This window comes from Pseudomonas sp. MWU12-2319, assembly GCF_023242525.1.
In the GTDB taxonomy this organism is placed as follows: domain Bacteria; phylum Pseudomonadota; class Gammaproteobacteria; order Pseudomonadales; family Pseudomonadaceae; genus Aquipseudomonas; species Aquipseudomonas gingeri_D.
Genome location: NZ_JALJES010000016.1, coordinates 97,317 through 113,255, shown reverse-complemented (window position 1 = coordinate 113,255; position 15,939 = coordinate 97,317). Strand labels below are relative to the sequence as shown.

The window sequence follows — 15,939 nt, the reverse complement described above, 5'->3', positions numbered from 1 at the left end:
GTAAAACAGCCGATTTAGAGAATAAGGAGTATTGGGGTGTCGAGTACCGAAGATGATCAGTTGGCGGAGTTGAAGGACTGGTGGCAGCGTAACGGCAAACCCTTGGTCACTGGCGGCTTGCTGGCCCTGGTGGTGGTGTTCGGCTGGCAGGCCTGGCACAAATACCAGAGCAACCAGGCGCAGGGCGCCTCGATGCTTTATCAGCAACTGCTGGAAACCACGCTGACGCCGGACGGCAAGCCCGACCCTGGACGCGTGGCGGACCTGGCCAACAAGCTCAACACCGATTTCGCCGGCAGCGCCTATGCGCAGTACGGCAGTCTGTTCGTAGCGAAAGTTGCGGTCGATACCGGTAAACTCGACGACGCCGCGCGTGAGCTGAAAGCCATTACCGACAAACCGGCCAACATCACCCTCGGCGAAGTCGCGCGTCAGCGCCTGGCCCAGGTGCTGGCGGCACAGAACAAAGTCGACGACGCACTGAAACTGCTCGACGGCGATGCTGACAAGGCGTTCCTGGCCAGTCGCGAAGAACTCAAGGGGGACCTGTTGGTTCAACTGGGTCGGACCGATGAAGCTCATGCCGCGTACCAAAAGGCCAAAGCGGCGCTGTCTGATGAAGCAGCGGTCGGTGGCTTACAAATCAAGCTGGACGACCTGGCCAAAGGGGATGCGTGACGTGATCCGTTGGAAACATGCAGCATTGCTGGCTCTGGCCATTCTGGCCGCGGGTTGCAGCAGCAACAGCAAGAAAGAACTGCCACCGGCCGAACTGACCTCCTTCAAGGAAGAAGTGGTTCTGCACAAAGAGTGGAGCCGTTCCATCGGTGACGGCCAGGGCAAGATCTACAACATGCTGGTGCCGGCGATTGACGGCGATACCATCTACGCGGCCGATGACACTGGCGTCGTGATCGCGATGGATCGCATGAACGGCGACGTGAAGTGGAAGAAAGACCTGGAAGTGCCGGTTTCCGGCGCCATCGGCGTCGGCTACGGCCTGGTGTTGATGGGCACCCTCAAGGGCGAAGTGATTGCCCTGGATGCCAGCAGCGGCGAGCAGAAATGGCGCGCCCAGGTGACCAGCGAAGTGCTGGCGCCGCCGGCCACCAACGGTGACGTGGTGGTTGTGCAGACCCAGGACGACCGTGTGATCGGCCTCGATGCCGACACCGGCAACCAGCGCTGGTTGTACGACAGCAGCCCGGCGGTCCTGACCTTGCGTGGTACGGGTGCACCCTTGGTGACCAACCATCTGGCGGTGGCGGGTCTGTCCAGCGGTAAAGTGGTCGCCCTGGATACCCATAACGGCGTGCCGGCGTGGGAAACCCGCGTGGCCATCCCGCAAGGGCGTTCGGAACTGGAGCGCATCGTCGACATCGACGGCGGCCTGCTGTTGTCCGGCGGCAACCTGTATGTCGCCAGCTACCAGGGCCGCATGGCGGCACTGGAGCTGGAAAGCGGTCGAGTGCTCTGGCAGCGTGATGCTTCCAGCTACTCGGGCGTTGCCCAGGGCTTCGGCAGTGTTTATGTCGCCTTGGCGTCCGGCACGGTTGAAGGCGTTGACGAACGTTCCACCACGGCGATCTGGAGCAATGACGCCCTGGCTCGTCGCCAGCTGACGGCACCGGAAGTGTTCTCCAGCTACGTCGCAGTCGGCGACTTCGAAGGCTACCTGCACCTGCTGAGCCAGGTGGACGGTCGCTTCGTCGGTCGCGAGCGCATTGACAGCGATGGCCTGCGTGCACGTCCGCTGGTGATGGGTGACATGATTTACGTGTATGGCAACAGCGGCAAACTGGAAGCCCTGACCATCAAGTAAAGGTTTGACTATGCTTGGGGGTACCCCAACGCATCACTTGTAGGAGCGAGCTTGCTCGCGATGAACGTAAGGGCACCGCGAAAGAACCAGTGCCCCGCGTTATCGTTAACGACCATCGCGAGCAAGCTCGCTCCTACAGGTTCGGCGTTGATCCCACAGGCGGCCTCGTTTCATGAGGTTTGCGGCACCTCCCGGTGCTGCCCCGAGCACCAGCCGCTGCCTTGCAGCGGCTTTTGTATTTTCTGAAATAACGAAGTGGAGAGCCGCATGGTTCCCGTAATCGCCCTGGTGGGCCGACCGAACGTCGGTAAATCCACCCTGTTCAACCGCCTGACCAGGACTCGCGACGCCATTGTAGGCGACTTGTCCGGTCTGACCCGTGATCGCCAATACGGTGAGGCTAAGTGGCAAGGGCGCACCTATATCCTGATCGACACCGGCGGTATTTCCGGCGACGAGCATGGCATGGACGAAAAAATGGCCGAGCAGTCGCTGCTGGCCATTGAAGAAGCCGATGTCGTGCTGTTCCTGGTGGATGCCAAAGCCGGCTTCACCGCCGCTGACCAGATGATCGGCGAGCACCTGCGCAAACGTAACAAGCGCTCCTACGTGGTGGCGAACAAGGTCGATAACATCGACCCGGATATGGCCCGCGCCGAATTCAGCCCGATGGGCCTGGGCGACGCGATCCCGATCGCCGGTGCCCATGGTCGCGGCATCACCCAGATGCTGGAAATCGCCCTGAGCGATTTCCCGAAAGACGACGAAGACGAGCCGGAAGACGGCGAGATCGAAGACGTTGCCGAAGGTGAAGAAGCCAAGCGTATTCCTGGCCCGAGCGAAAAAGATGGCATCAAGATCGCCATTATCGGTCGCCCGAACGTCGGCAAGTCGACCCTGGTCAACCGCATGCTCGGTGAAGACCGGGTGATCGTCTATGACGAGCCTGGTACCACCCGCGACAGTATCTACATCCCGTTCGAGCGTAACGACGAGAAGTACACGCTGATCGACACCGCCGGTGTGCGTAAGCGCGGCAAGATCCACGAGGAAGTCGAAAAGTTCTCCGTGGTGAAAACCTTGCAGGCGATCAAGGACGCCAACGTCGTGATCTTCGTCATGGACGCCCGCGAAGGGGTGGTCGACCACGACCTCAACCTGCTCGGGTTTGCCCTGGAGTCGGGTCGCGCGCTGGTGATCGCCCTGAACAAATGGGACGGCATGACCCCGGGCGAACGTGATTTCGTGAAGATCGAGCTGGAGCGCCGGTTGTTCTTCGTCGACTTCGCCGACATCCACTTTATCTCGGCCTTGCACGGCACCGGCGTGGGTAACCTGTACCAGTCGGTACAGAACTCCTTCAAGTCGGCGGTAACCCGCTGGCCGACCAGCCGCCTGACCCAGATCCTCGAAGATGCGGTGACCGAGCACGCGCCTCCGATGGTCAACAGCCGTCGGATCAAGCTGCGCTACGCGCACTTGGGCGGGGCCAACCCGCCGCTGATCGTGATCCACGGTAATCAGGTGGAGAAGGTGCCGAAGTCCTATGTTCGCTACCTGGAAAACACCTACCGCCGTGTACTGAAGTTGGTGGGGACGCCGATCCGCATCGAATTCAAGGGCGGCGAGAACCCGTACGAAGGCAAGAAGACCGCGCTGACTGACCGTCAGGTCAACAAGAAGCGCCGGATGATGTCGCACCACAAGCAGGCCGATAAAAAGCGTCGCGACAAGAAACGCTGATACAGGTCAGGAAAACGGGCGCTTCGGCGCCCTTTTTCATGCCTGGCGTTTACGTTATCCTCGAACGCTCCCGTGCCCCGTAGAGCCGGATGTTCAGCAGGGAAAACGCCCCCATGATCAGCAGTAAGTTGCCGAATGTCGGCACCACCATCTTTACCCGTATGTCTGCGCTTGCGGTGGAAACCGGTGCGCTCAACCTGTCCCAGGGCTTCCCGGATTTCGAGGGCCCGCAGGCCCTGCATGATGCGGTTTGCCGGCATGTGAACAACGGTCACAACCAGTATGCCCCGATGACCGGGCTGCCGGCCCTGCGCCAGCAGGTGGCGACGAAAATCGCCCGCAGCTACGGCGTGCACGTGAACGCCGATGCAGAGATCACCATCACCCCCGGCGCGACCCAGGCGATCTTCTGTGCTATCCAGGCGGTGATCCACCCCGGCGACGAGGTGATCGTTTTCGACCCTTGCTACGACAGTTATGAACCTTCGGTGGAGTTGGCCGGTGGGCGTTGCGTGCATGTGCAGCTCGGGTTGGAAGACTTCTCCATCGATTGGCAGAAGCTCACCGACGCGCTGAGCCCGCGCACCCGCATGATCATCCTCAACAGCCCGCACAATCCCAGCGGCGCGCTGATCAGCCATGCCGAGCTGGACCAGTTGGCAAAGCTGATCGCCGACCGCGATATCTATCTGGTCAGTGATGAAGTCTATGAGCACCTGGTGTTCGACGGCGTGCCCCATGCCAGTGTCCTGGCCCATGAGGCCTTGTATCAGCGCGCCTTTGTGGTCAGCTCGTTCGGCAAGACCTACCACGTCACCGGTTGGAAAACCGGCTATGTGGTGGCACCGCCGGCCCTCACCGCCGAACTGCGCAAAGTGCACCAGTACATCAGCTTCTGCGGCGTGACGCCATTGCAGTATGCACTGGCCGACTTTATGGCGATGCGTCCGGAGCATGTCGAGGAACTGCCGGTGTTCTATCAGGAGAAGCGCGATCTGTTCTGCGACCTGCTGGGCGAGTCGCGATTCAGCTTCAAACGGGCGGCGGGGACCTATTTCCAATTGGTCGACTACTCGCAGATTCGCCCGGACCTGAACGACGTCGACATGGCCGTGTGGATGACCCGCGAACATGGCGTGGCAAGTATTCCGGTGTCGGTGTTCTACCAGAACCCGCCGGAAGGACAGCGCCTGGTGCGCCTGTGTTTTGCCAAGCGCGAGGAGACGCTGCGTGAAGCAGCGGCAAAACTATGCGTGATCTGAGTGCGTTGCCGGACCTGAAACTCGCATTGGTGCAGACCACCTTGGCCTGGCATGACCGTCAGGCCAACCTCGAGCACTTCGACGTGCTGCTGGAGCAGGCCGCGGGGGCTGATCTGGTGATCCTGCCGGAGATGTTCACCACCGGTTTTTCCATGGAGTCGCAGACCCTGGCCGAAGCCGAAAACGGCCCGACCAGTGTCTGGCTGCGCGGGCAGGCGAAAAAGCTTGATGCGGTGATCACCGGCAGCGTGATCGTCCGCGCAGCCGACGGCAGTCACCGCAATCGTCTGTTGTGGGCGCGGCCGGATGGCGAGGTGTTGCACTACGACAAGCGCCACCTGTTCCGCATGGCCGGCGAGCATAACCACTACACCCCGGGCGAGCGCCAGATGCAGTTCGAGCTCAAGGGCTGGCGGGTGCGTCCGCTGATCTGCTACGACCTGCGTTTTCCGGTGTGGAGCCGCGATGCCCAGGACACCGACCTGCTGCTGTACACCGCCAACTGGCCGGGTGCGCGGCGCTTGCACTGGAACCGATTGTTGCCGGCGCGGGCAATTGAAAACCTGTGTTATGTGGCGGCGGTGAATCGGGTCGGCACCGATGGCAAGGGTTTCGCCTATACCGGCGACAGCCAGGTGCTGGATTTCCAGGGCGAGTCGTTGCTGGGGGCGGGGGAGGCCGACGGTGTGTTCCAGGTCACCTTGAGTGCGGCGGAACTGGCGGCCTATCGGACGCGGTTTCCGGCCTACCTGGATGCCGACAGCTTTGAGTTGAATCAGTAACACCGCGTTATCGTTCATCGCCAGCAAGCCGGCGATGACGGACTCAGACGCACAAAAAGGCCCCGGGGGTTCACACCGCCGGGGCCTTTTTATTTCTGCCGACGCTTACGCCGCCTTGCTGGTATCCAGCTGGCTCAGCGAGCGGTTCAGCGCGCTGAACAGCGCCTTGAAGCTGGCGGTGGTGATGTTTTCATCGATCCCTACGCCGTGCACCGCACGTTCGCCGTTCACCCGCAGCTCGATATAGGCCGCGGCCTTGGCGTTGGTCCCGGCGCCGATGGCGTGCTCGTTGTAGTCCATGATTTCCACTGGTATCGGCAGACCGGCCACCAGCGCCTCCAGGGCACCGTTGCCCTTGCCGCGCCAGTGCAGATTGGTCTCGCCCTGGCCCTTGCCGGACACTTCCACTTCCACCGCACTGTTGCCGTTCTCTTCCTGCAGGCGATGGCTGACCAGCGCATACGGGGTGTTGGCTTGCAGGTACTCGCTGTGCAGCAGGGCATGAATCTGCTGCGCGGTCATTTCCAGGCCGAGGCGGTCGGTTTCACGCTGCACCACCTGGCTGAACTCGATCTGCATGCGACGCGGCAGGCTGATGCCGTATTCCTGCTCCAGCAGGTAGGCGATACCGCCCTTGCCCGACTGGCTGTTGACGCGGATCACCGCCTCGTAGCTGCGGCCGATATCGGCCGGGTCGATCGGCAGGTACGGCACTTCCCACAGGGCGTCGGCTTGCTGCTGGGCGAAGCCCTTGCGGATCGCATCCTGGTGGGAGCCGGAGAAGGCGGTATGGACCAGGTCGCCGACATACGGGTGACGTGGGTGCACCGGAATCTGGTTGCACTCCTCGACCACCTTGCGCACGCCGTCGATATCGGAGAAGTCCAGCTGTGGGTCGAGACCCTGGGTGTACATGTTCAGGGCCACGGTGACCAGGTCGACGTTACCGGTACGCTCGCCGTTGCCGAACAGGCAGCCTTCGACACGGTCGGCGCCGGCCATCAGGCCCAGTTCGGTGGCGGCCACGCCGGTGCCACGGTCGTTGTGGGTGTGCAGGCTGATGATCACGCTGTCACGACGGTTGATATGGCGACCGAACCACTCGATCTGGTCGGCATAGATGTTCGGGGTGGCACACTCGACCGTGGCGGGCAGGTTGAGGATCACCTTGTGCTCGGGCGTCGGGTTCCAGACTTCGATGACCGCGTCGCAGACTTCCTTGGCGAACTCAAGCTCGGTGGCGCTGAAGGTTTCCGGGGAGTATTCGAACTGCCACTGGGTGTCCGGCTGCTGGGCGGCGTATTTGACGAACAGCTTGGCGGCGTTGACCGCGATGGCCTTGATCCCGTCCTTGTCCTGGTTGAAGACAATGCGGCGGAAGGACGGCGAGGTGGCGTTGTACAGGTGAACGATGGCTTTCTTCGCCCCGCGCAGGGATTCGAAAGTGCGCTCGATCAAGTCTTCACGGCCCTGGGTCAGCACCTGGATGGTGGTGTCCTCGGGGATGTGGTTGTCTTCGATCAGGGTACGGACGAAGTCGAAGTCGGTTTGCGAAGCGGCCGGGAACGAGGCTTCGATTTCCTTCACGCCGACGCTGACCAGGGTTTTCCAGAAGCGCAGTTTTTTCACCGCGTCCATCGGCTCGATCAGCGACTGGTTGCCGTCGCGCAGGTCGGAGCTGCACCAGATCGGCGCGCTGGTGATGGTTTTCGACGGCCAGGTGCGATCAGGGAGATCGATGGTCGGAAACGCGCGGTACTTCGAAGACGGGTCTTTGAGCATGCTCATGGGGAAATTCCTTGGGGTCAGGGCCGAAAAAAGGCGGCCAGCCGGTAATGCGTTATCAGGGAGAAAACCGGGGACGAGGTCGTTCGATTCAGCCTGGCAGTCGTGCGCTGACGAGGCAGAGGCTGCGATGTTGACGTCGCTGAATGAGGGTGTGAGAAGTTTTCATGTCTTCAACCCTAACCACTGGGGTGAAAGATGGCAAGCCTGTGGAAAAAATTGAGAGAAATACTCGGAAAATCGGCTTTTCCGAGATTTTATTCTGCTTGAACGACTAAAAATCTAGAACAATTGCGCACTATTTTGGACCTGCGCAATCTTTGCCGCTGGGATGGTTGGCTGCAACATCGGTCGCCCAGACCGAACGAGGTCCTTGTAGGAGCGAGCTTGCTCGCGATGGACGTCAACGATAACGCGGGGGCACCTGATACCCAGTGGTGCCTGGACTACCATCGCGAGCAAGCTCGCTCCTACAGGGGGGGGCGGTGGTGTTCCGGGGATCAGGGATGGAACGCGCCGATAAAGATCGCCGGATCGACCCGCGCGTCATTCAGGCTGACGTTCCAGTGCATATGGGGGCCGGTCGCCCGCCCTGTGGAGCCGACCTTGCCCACCACCGCACCACGGGCCAGTGACTGGCCCACCTGCACGTCGATCTTCGACATATGGCAGAACATGCTGATAAAGCCCTGGCCGTGGTCGACGAACACCGTATTGCCATTGAAGAAGTAATTGCCGATCAGAATCACCTTGCCCGCTGCCGGGGTCTTGATCGGCGTACCCGCCGGAACCGCGAAGTCCAGCCCGGCGTGGGGATTACGTTCCTCGCCGTTGAAGAAGCGGCGCACGCCGAAGCGGCTCGACAGCGGGCCGTTGACCGGCTTGTCCAGCAACAGGTTGCTCGGCGTGCCGGGACTGAAGCTGCGATAGGCGCGAACCTGTACCGCCAGTTCTTCATCGATGCGCTTGAGGTCGGCCGGGTTCGGGTTGACCTGGCGGGTGTTCTTCAAGGTGATGTGCTGTTCCGGGTACTTTTTGCCGCCGACATTGAAACTCAGGCTGCGACCGGCCGAACTGATCTGTTGGCTGCCGGGCTTCACCGTCAGGGGGATACCGACAATCGCCAGCCAGTTGTTCTGTTCCTTGACCACCAAAACCGGCTTGCCCTGGTAGCTGGCCTTGGGCGCCTGGGCGTTTGCTCCGAGATCGACCACGGCCACGCCGCCGGGCACCGGCTTGTTCAGCAGGCGGGTGAGATAGCTGTCGGCGTGGGCGTTGAAGGCGAGGCCCAGCAACAGCAGGGCACCAAGAAAACGGGGCATGCTCGGATCCCTTGAAAATCAGTCCAGTAAAGAAAGGGTGACGGGCGTCAGGTGATTGTCCTCGACCCGCACCTGCAATTCCCCTTCACCGAGTTTCGCCTTGAGGCGTTGGCCGGTGTGGGTCTGCTCGGCACTGCGGATCGCCTGGCCACGTTCGTCCAGCAGGATACTGTAGCCACGGCCGAGTGTGGCCAGGGGACTTACTACATGAAGTGTCTGCATCTGGCTTTGCAGTTGCAGGCGCCGGGCTTTCAGGCCCTCGCGCATGGCTCGGGGCAGGCGTTCGGAGAGACTGTCCAGGCGTTGACGCAGAAGCGCCAGTTGCCGCCCCGGATGTTGCCCGGCGAGGCGGGTTTCCAGGCGGATCAGTTTTTCCCGGCGGGTATTGAGCTGGCGCTCGAACGCCCGGCGCATGCGCATGTCCAGGTCATCCAGGCGTTGGGCCTGTTGGCGCAGACGTTCACCGGGGTGGCGCAGGCGTCGGGCCAGGCCGTCGAGGCGCAGGCGGTCGCGCATCAGGCGGTCGCGGATACGCATCACCAGGCGGCGGTGCAGGCTCTCGACCCGGCGTTGCAGGTCGCTGGAGTCCGGGGCCAGCAGTTCTGCGGCGGCGGAGGGAGTGGGGGCGCGGACGTCGGCGACAAAATCGCTGATGGACACATCGGTTTCATGGCCGATGGCGCTGACGATGGGCGTGATACAGGCGTCCACCGCCCGGGCCACGGCTTCTTCGTTGAAGCACCAGAGGTCTTCCAGCGAGCCGCCGCCACGGGCCAGGATCAGCGCGTCGAAGCCCTTGGCATCGGCCAGTTTCAGCGCTCGGACGATTTGCGTGATGGCTTCGCGGCCCTGTACGGCGGTGGGGATCAGCGTCAGTTCGACCTGCGGAGCTCGGCGGCGAAAGACACTAATAATGTCGCGGATCACCGCACCGGTGGGCGAACTGATAATGCCGATGCGTTGCGGATGGGCGGGCAACGGGACCTTGCGCTCGGCGCTGAACAGGCCTTCGGCGCTGAGTTTTTCCTTCAGGGCATCGAAGGCCAGGCGCAGGGCGCCATCGCCGGCCGGCTCCACGGTGTCGAGGATCAGTTGGTAGTCGCCACGGCCTTCGAACAGCGAGACCTTGCCCCGGACCTTGACCGCCAAACCGTCCTTCAGCGCCTGGCGCACCCGGGCGGCGTTCTGCCGGAACAGTGCGCAACGCACCTGGGCGCCGCTGTCCTTGAGGGTGAAATAGATATGGCCGGACGCCGGGCGGGCGAGGTTGGAGATTTCGCCTTCGACCCAGATATTGCTGAACACGTCTTCGAGCAGCACCCGGGCGCGGCCGTTGAGCTGGCTGACGGTGAGGACTTCGCGGTCGAGGCCCAGGCGTGAAAAGGGATCTTTAATCATGGGGGCATGATAAAGGCATTCGACCGGCAATCTCTACGTTATGTCGTCGAACGCAGATTTTGTCTCCTGCCCGAATCTAATGTGGGAGCAGAGCTTGCTCGCGAAGGCGGCCGCGAGGGCGCTAAAAGCTTCGCGGGCAAGCTCCGCTCCCACACAAGCCCTGCTCCTATGAGTTTCGCGGTGTTTTCAAGGGCGTCGCAGATCTTCGCTGAACCTCTCGACAAACTGCGCCACCAGCGGCGTCGGCTCCTGGCGGCAGGCCAAGGCCAGGGTGCTCTGACAATCCGGGTCCTTGAGGGGCAGGAAATGGATATTCGTCGGTGCGATGTCCCGCATCGACTCGGGCAGCAGCGCAATACCGAACCCAGCCTGGATCAACTGCAATTGAGTGGTCTTGCGCGACACCACCCGCGCCGCCCGGGGAAAGAAACCCTGGCGCATGCACAGCTCGGCCGAGAGATAACTCAAGCCACCCCGCTGCGGATGCGGAATGGAAATAAAGGCTTCGTCCTTCAGCACCGCCAGGTCGATGCCCTCGGTCGAGCCCGCCAACGGATGATTCGGCGGCACCGCCAGCAGCAGGCGCTCGCTGAACAGCGGCAGGATCTGCACACCCTCGCGCTGGCGCAGTACCGGCAGGCGCAGCAGGCCGATGTCCAGTCGCCCCTCGGCCAGTTCTTCGAGTTGGGCTTCGGAGGACAGCTTGACGATATCCATCGACGCCCCCGGACTCTGCTCCAGAAAATGACTGATTGCCCGTAGCAATCGACCGCTCATCGGCACCGTGCTGGAATGACTCAGACGCAAGGTTCCCAGTTGTCCTTTGCCCACCTGGGTCGCCAACTCGCTGGCCTTGTTCAGTTCGCTCAACAGATTTCTTGCCCGCGGATAAAACGCCTCGCCTGCCGCGGTCAGTCTTGGCTGGCGCGCCGTACGTTCGAACAAGGGCGTCTGCAAATGATTTTCCAGTTCCTTGATCTGCCGGCTCAAGGCCGACTGCGCGATAAACAGGCGTTCGGCGGCGGCGCTGAAACTGCCGGATTCGGCGATTTCAACGAAGTAGCGCAGTTGGCGGGTGGAAATCACGAGTCATGCCTTTTCGAGATGGGTGGCGGGCTTTGAATATATTAGTCGCAAGGCTCGCCACTGGCTAAAGTCAATCGAACCCATTGTGGAAGTGTTCTTCATGAGTCTTGTTGCCCTATTGAACCAGTGGCCGTTCAGTGCCACCGATTGGCTGGTGGTGGAGCTGGGCGTGGCCTTGGCCTATATCGTTTTCGGCGTGGCCGGTTTTGGCACGGCGCTGGTGGCGGGGCCGATCCTGATCCTGTTTATGCCGCTGTCGAAAATCGTGCCCTTGCTGGTGCTGCTGGATTTCGTCGCGGCCTTTGGCAATCTGCTGCCTTCGCGCAAGGATGTCGCCAAACCCGAGTTGCTGCGGTTGCTGCCGTGCATGGCGGTGGGTTGCACCCTGGGGGTGATCTTCCTGTTGAATCTCAAGTCCGACATCCTGTTGCTGCTGATGGGCTTGTTTATCAGCGCCTATGCGGTCTACAGCCTGTCGGTCAAGGCGCGACCGACCCAACTGGCGGCGGGTTGGGCGGTGCCCATGGGCACGGTGGGCGGAATGTTCGGCGCGCTGTTTGGCAGCGGCGGCTTTCTTTATGCGATCTACCTCAACAGCCGCTTGCCCAAGGACGCGGCCCGTGCCACCCAAAGTGCGCTGATCAGTTGCAGCACGGTGGTGCGTCTGTCGCTATTCGTGATCGCCGGGGTCTATGCCGAGCTACCCTTATTGATGTTGGCGGTCTGTTTGCTGCCGGCAATGGCGCTGGGTCTCTGGATCGGCAGGCGTTTGACCCGCCGGCTATCGCGTGAGGCCTTCGTACGCCTGGTGACCTGGTTGGTGCTGGCCAGTGGAATTGCCCTGATCACCCGTTACTTCAGCACTTGACCTCGGGGTTTCAGGGATTAAGCTGCCGGGTCGCAAACGCTCCAGGCCGTCCCCATGAATTCGCAAAGCATCATCGTCCCGAAGATTTCCACCTTGCCGGTCCATGAACCCCGGGCCCGGGCCGTCGTGCGCTGGCTGGTGCGCAAGAACATCATCGAGGAGCAACTGAGCACCTGCGGTCGCACCGGCAACCGCATGGCCCATGCCATCGCCCCGGGCGCCGCCAGCGTGGTCCTGCACCCCGACGCGCTGCCGTTCAATGAGCCGATCAACGGTCTGGAGATCGTCACCAAGCGCTGCATCTATACCCCGGCCAAGGGCTTTCTCGAAGAGGCGGGCTGCGCCGAGTGCCGCAAGGAAGTCGGCGAGGCGTTGTTCGACAGCCTCGAAGAGTGGATGCCGGGGCGCACCGAGAACTTCATCTGCCCGCTGTGCGGCCATGAAGACGATATCAACGGCTTTCTGTTCCTGCAGGAATGCGCCTTCTCCAACCTCGGATTTATCTTCAATAACTGGGCTGAAGCCGGCTTCAAGCAGAGCTTTCTCGACGAGTTCGCCGACTGGCTGGATCAGCCCGTCGCCTGGGTAAAAGTGGAGCTTTAAATAAGCCAAGGTTTACATTGAGCCCAAGGGTCCATCTGAGTATAATGGCGCGCTTCCATTTTCCCGCTCGGGAGCCCCCGCGATGCTGCGTATCAGCCAAGAAGCTCTGACCTTCGACGACATTCTCCTAGTGCCCGGTTATTCCGAGGTACTCCCTAACGAAGTCAGTCTCAAGACCCGCCTTACCCGTGGCATCGAGCTGAATATTCCGCTGGTTTCCGCCGCCATGGATACCGTGACCGAAGCCCGTCTGGCCATTGCCATGGCCCAGGAAGGCGGTATCGGTATCATCCACAAGAACATGACCATCGAGCAGCAAGCTGTCGAAGTGCGCAAGGTCAAGAAGTTCGAAGCCGGTGTGGTCAAGGACCCGATCACCATCGAGGCCGATGCCACGGTGCGTGAACTGCTCGAACTGACCCGCATGCACAACATCTCCGGCGTGCCGGTGCTGCATGACGGCGACCTGGTCGGTATCGTCACTTCCCGTGACGTGCGTTTCGAAACCCGCATGGATGTCCCGGTTCGCGAAGTGATGACGCCGAAAGAGCGCCTGGTCACCGTCCGCGAAGGCGCCAACAAGAACGAAGTCCGCGAGTTGCTGCACAAGCACCGTCTGGAAAAAGTCCTGATCGTCGACGACAAGTTCGCCCTCAAGGGCATGATGACCGTCAAGGACATCGAAAAATCCAAGGCCTATCCACTGGCCAGCAAGGACGACCAGGGTCGTCTGCGTGTCGGCGCCGCGGTCGGCACCGGTAAAGACACCGCCGATCGTGTGGCCGCACTGGTCCATGCCGGTGTCGACGTGGTGGTGGTCGACACCGCCCACGGTCACTCCAAGGGTGTGATCGACCGCGTTCGCTGGGTCAAGCAGAACTTCCCTGAAGTCCAGGTGATCGGCGGCAACATCGCCACCGGCGCTGCCGCCAAGGCACTGGCCGAAGCGGGCGCGGATGCGGTCAAGGTCGGTATCGGCCCTGGCTCGATCTGCACCACCCGTATCGTCGCCGGTGTCGGTGTACCGCAAATCAGTGCCATCGCCAACGTCGCCGCCGCCCTTGAAGGCACCGGCGTACCCTTGATCGCCGACGGCGGCATCCGTTTCTCCGGTGACCTGTCCAAGGCCATCGTCGCCGGTGCTTCCTGCGTGATGATGGGCTCGATGTTCGCCGGTACCGAAGAGGCGCCGGGCGAAATCGAACTGTTCCAGGGCCGTTCCTACAAGGCTTACCGTGGCATGGGTTCGCTGGGTGCGATGTCGCAGTCCCAGGGTTCTTCCGACCGCTACTTCCAGGACTCCTCCGCGGGTGCCGAGAAGCTGGTACCGGAAGGCATCGAAGGGCGTGTCCCCTACAAGGGCAGCCTGAGCGCCATCGTCCATCAACTGATGGGCGGCCTGCGCTCCTCGATGGGCTACACCGGTAGCGCCGATATCGAAGAAATGCGTACCAAGCCTGAATTCGTGCGTATCACCGGCGCCGGCATGGCCGAATCTCACGTTCACGACGTGCAGATCACCAAGGAAGCTCCAAACTATCGCGTAGGTTGATAGTGATCGCCTCCTGGCCGAGGTCGGGAGGCGATTGACGAATTTGAACCGGGGCTGTTGATGACAGCCCCGTGTTGTTTCTGATTTCACTGACGAGAATGACTCATGGCCCTCGACATTCACGCCCACCGCATCCTGATCCTCGACTTCGGTTCCCAGTACACCCAGCTGATTGCCCGCCGCGTGCGTGAAATCGGCGTGTACTGCGAACTGCATCCGTTCGACATGGACGACGAAGCGATTCGCGAATTCGCTCCAAAAGGCGTCATCCTCGCCGGCGGTCCCGAGTCCGTGCACGAAGCCAACAGCCCTCGCTGCCCGCAAGCCGTGTTTGACCTGGGCGTTCCGGTCTTCGGTATCTGCTACGGCATGCAGACCATGGCCGAGCAGTTGGGCGGCAAGGTCGAAGGTTCCGAGTTGCGTGAGTTCGGTTATGCCCGCGTTGATGTGGTCGGCAAGAGCCTCCTGCTCGAGGGTATCGAAGACCACGTCGACGCCGACGGCCTGTTCGGCCTCGACGTCTGGATGAGCCACGGCGACAAGGTCACCCGGATGCCGGAAGACTTCCACATCCTGGCCAGCACCCCGAGCTGCCCGATTGCCGGCATGTTCAACGACGACCTGCGTTACTACGGCGTGCAGTTCCACCCGGAAGTGACCCACACCAAGCAGGGTGGTCGCATCCTGTCGCGCTTCATTCTCGATATCTGCGGCTGCGAAGCACTGTGGACGCCATCGAAAATCGCTGAAGACGCCATCGCCAACGTCCGTGCCCAGGTCGGCACCGACAACGTCCTGCTGGGCCTGTCCGGCGGTGTTGACTCCTCGGTGGTTGCGGCGTTGCTGCACAAGGCCATCGGCGACCAGCTGACCTGCGTCTTCGTCGACAACGGCCTGCTGCGCCTGCACGAAGGCGAGCAAGTGATGGCCATGTTCGCCGAGAACATGGGCGTCAAGGTGATCCGCGCCAACGCCGAAGAGCAGTTCCTGAACAACCTGGCCGGCGAGTCGGACCCGGAGAAGAAGCGCAAGATCATCGGTCGCACCTTTATCGACGTGTTTGATGCCCAGTCCAACAAACTGGACAACATCAAGTACCTGGCCCAGGGCACCATCTACCCGGACGTGATCGAGTCGGCTGGCGCGAAAAGCGGCAAGGCCCATGTGATCAAGTCCCACCACAACGTCGGTGGCCTGCCGGAAGAGATGAACCTCAAGCTGGTCGAGCCGCTGCGCGAGCTGTTCAAGGATGAGGTCCGTCGCCTTGGCCTGGAACTCGGCCTGCCGTACGACATGGTCTACCGTCACCCGTTCCCGGGCCCGGGCCTGGGTGTGCGGATCCTCGGTGAAGTGAAGAAGGAATACGCCGACCTGCTGCGTCGCGCCGACCATATCTTTATCGAAGAACTGCGCAAGGCTGACTGGTACCACAAGGTCAGCCAGGCGTTCGTGGTGTTCCAGCCGGTGAAATCGGTGGGTGTGGTCGGTGATGGCCGTCGTTACGCCTGGGTCGTGGCCCTGCGTGCGGTGGAAACCATCGACTTCATGACCGCCCGTTGGGCGCACCTGCCGTACGAACTGCTGGAAACCGTCAGCGGCCGGATCATCAATGAGATCGAAGGCATCTCCCGTGTCACCTACGACGTGTCGAGCAAGCCGCCGGCGACGATTGAGTGGGAATGATGGCTTCATCCTCGCGTCAGCGGGGTGAAGAAT

The 15,939-nt window shown here is 61.6% G+C and carries 13 protein-coding genes and 1 pseudogene; 9 read left to right on the top strand and 5 right to left on the bottom strand.

Translation table 11 applies throughout. From position 1 onward, the window contains the following. The first annotated feature begins 36 nt into the window (after window positions 1–36). Entirely contained in the window at window positions 37–678 is a 642-nt protein-coding gene (locus M5C01_RS24190) for a tetratricopeptide repeat protein (protein WP_103498538.1), read from the top strand. Next, the gene (gene bamB / locus M5C01_RS24185) at window positions 671–1,822 is read left to right on the top strand and encodes an outer membrane protein assembly factor BamB (RefSeq protein ID WP_152740966.1); all 1,152 of its coding nucleotides are present in this window, start codon (window positions 671–673) and stop codon (window positions 1,820–1,822) included. The genes M5C01_RS24190 and bamB overlap by 8 nt, the downstream gene beginning before the upstream one ends. 38 nt (window positions 1,823–1,860) lie before the next feature. Here bamB and M5C01_RS24180 read toward each other — a convergent pair. Next, window positions 1,861–1,938, bottom strand: a pseudogene (locus tag M5C01_RS24180) (outer membrane lipoprotein carrier protein LolA); the annotation flags it as partial. 151 nt (window positions 1,939–2,089) lie between these two features. Here M5C01_RS24180 and der point away from each other — a divergent pair. From der to M5C01_RS24165, 3 genes are all read left to right on the top strand, one after another. Continuing rightward, window positions 2,090–3,565 (top strand): ribosome biogenesis GTPase Der, encoded by a 1,476-nt coding sequence (gene der, locus M5C01_RS24175; RefSeq protein WP_103498536.1) that lies wholly within the window; start codon window positions 2,090–2,092, stop codon window positions 3,563–3,565. Window positions 3,566–3,678: 113 nt separating this feature from the next. After that, on the top strand, window positions 3,679–4,827 hold the full coding sequence (locus tag M5C01_RS24170; protein WP_152740965.1) for a pyridoxal phosphate-dependent aminotransferase: 1,149 nt from the start codon (window positions 3,679–3,681) through the stop codon (window positions 4,825–4,827). Next, window positions 4,815–5,609 (top strand): amidohydrolase, encoded by a 795-nt coding sequence (locus tag M5C01_RS24165; RefSeq protein ID WP_152740964.1) that lies wholly within the window; start codon window positions 4,815–4,817, stop codon window positions 5,607–5,609. The genes M5C01_RS24170 and M5C01_RS24165 overlap by 13 nt, the downstream gene beginning before the upstream one ends. A 105-nt stretch (window positions 5,610–5,714) precedes the next feature. On the opposite strand, the gene leuA is transcribed toward M5C01_RS24165, so the two are convergent. The 4 genes from leuA to M5C01_RS24145 form a co-directional block, all read right to left on the bottom strand. Next, window positions 5,715–7,397 (bottom strand): 2-isopropylmalate synthase, encoded by a 1,683-nt coding sequence (leuA, locus tag M5C01_RS24160; RefSeq protein ID WP_103498533.1) that lies wholly within the window; start codon window positions 7,395–7,397, stop codon window positions 5,715–5,717. Window positions 7,398–7,894: 497 nt separating this feature from the next. Beyond that, a complete protein-coding gene (locus tag M5C01_RS24155) occupies window positions 7,895–8,716 on the bottom strand; it encodes a peptidoglycan DD-metalloendopeptidase family protein (protein ID WP_152740963.1) in 822 nt (273 codons plus the stop codon). Window positions 8,717–8,734: 18 nt separating this feature from the next. Next, window positions 8,735–10,114, bottom strand: coding sequence for an exodeoxyribonuclease VII large subunit (xseA, locus tag M5C01_RS24150; protein WP_152740962.1), 1,380 nt, complete (start codon window positions 10,112–10,114; stop codon window positions 8,735–8,737). A gap of 186 nt (window positions 10,115–10,300) precedes the next feature. After that, the gene (locus M5C01_RS24145) at window positions 10,301–11,200 is read right to left on the bottom strand and encodes a LysR substrate-binding domain-containing protein (RefSeq protein WP_177099573.1); all 900 of its coding nucleotides are present in this window, start codon (window positions 11,198–11,200) and stop codon (window positions 10,301–10,303) included. Between the two features lie 100 nt (window positions 11,201–11,300). Here M5C01_RS24145 and M5C01_RS24140 point away from each other — a divergent pair, with 100 nt between their 5' ends. The 4 genes from M5C01_RS24140 (at window position 11,301) to guaA (ending at window position 15,906) form a co-directional block, all read left to right on the top strand. After that, window positions 11,301–12,068, top strand: a complete 768-nt coding sequence (locus M5C01_RS24140) for a sulfite exporter TauE/SafE family protein (RefSeq protein ID WP_152740961.1) — start codon at window positions 11,301–11,303, stop codon at window positions 12,066–12,068. 54 nt (window positions 12,069–12,122) lie between these two features. Beyond that, complete coding sequence (locus M5C01_RS24135; RefSeq protein ID WP_103498528.1) at window positions 12,123–12,671, top strand: sugar ABC transporter ATPase; 549 nt, start codon at window positions 12,123–12,125, stop codon at window positions 12,669–12,671. 82 nt (window positions 12,672–12,753) lie between these two features. Continuing rightward, window positions 12,754–14,223 carry an IMP dehydrogenase gene (gene guaB / locus M5C01_RS24130; protein WP_152740960.1) on the top strand — a complete coding sequence of 490 codons (1,470 nt, stop codon included), beginning with the start codon at window positions 12,754–12,756 and terminating at the stop codon, window positions 14,221–14,223. A gap of 105 nt (window positions 14,224–14,328) precedes the next feature. Next, entirely contained in the window at window positions 14,329–15,906 is a 1,578-nt protein-coding gene (gene guaA / locus M5C01_RS24125) for a glutamine-hydrolyzing GMP synthase (RefSeq protein ID WP_152740959.1), read from the top strand. Window positions 15,907–15,939: the final 33 nt, after the last annotated feature.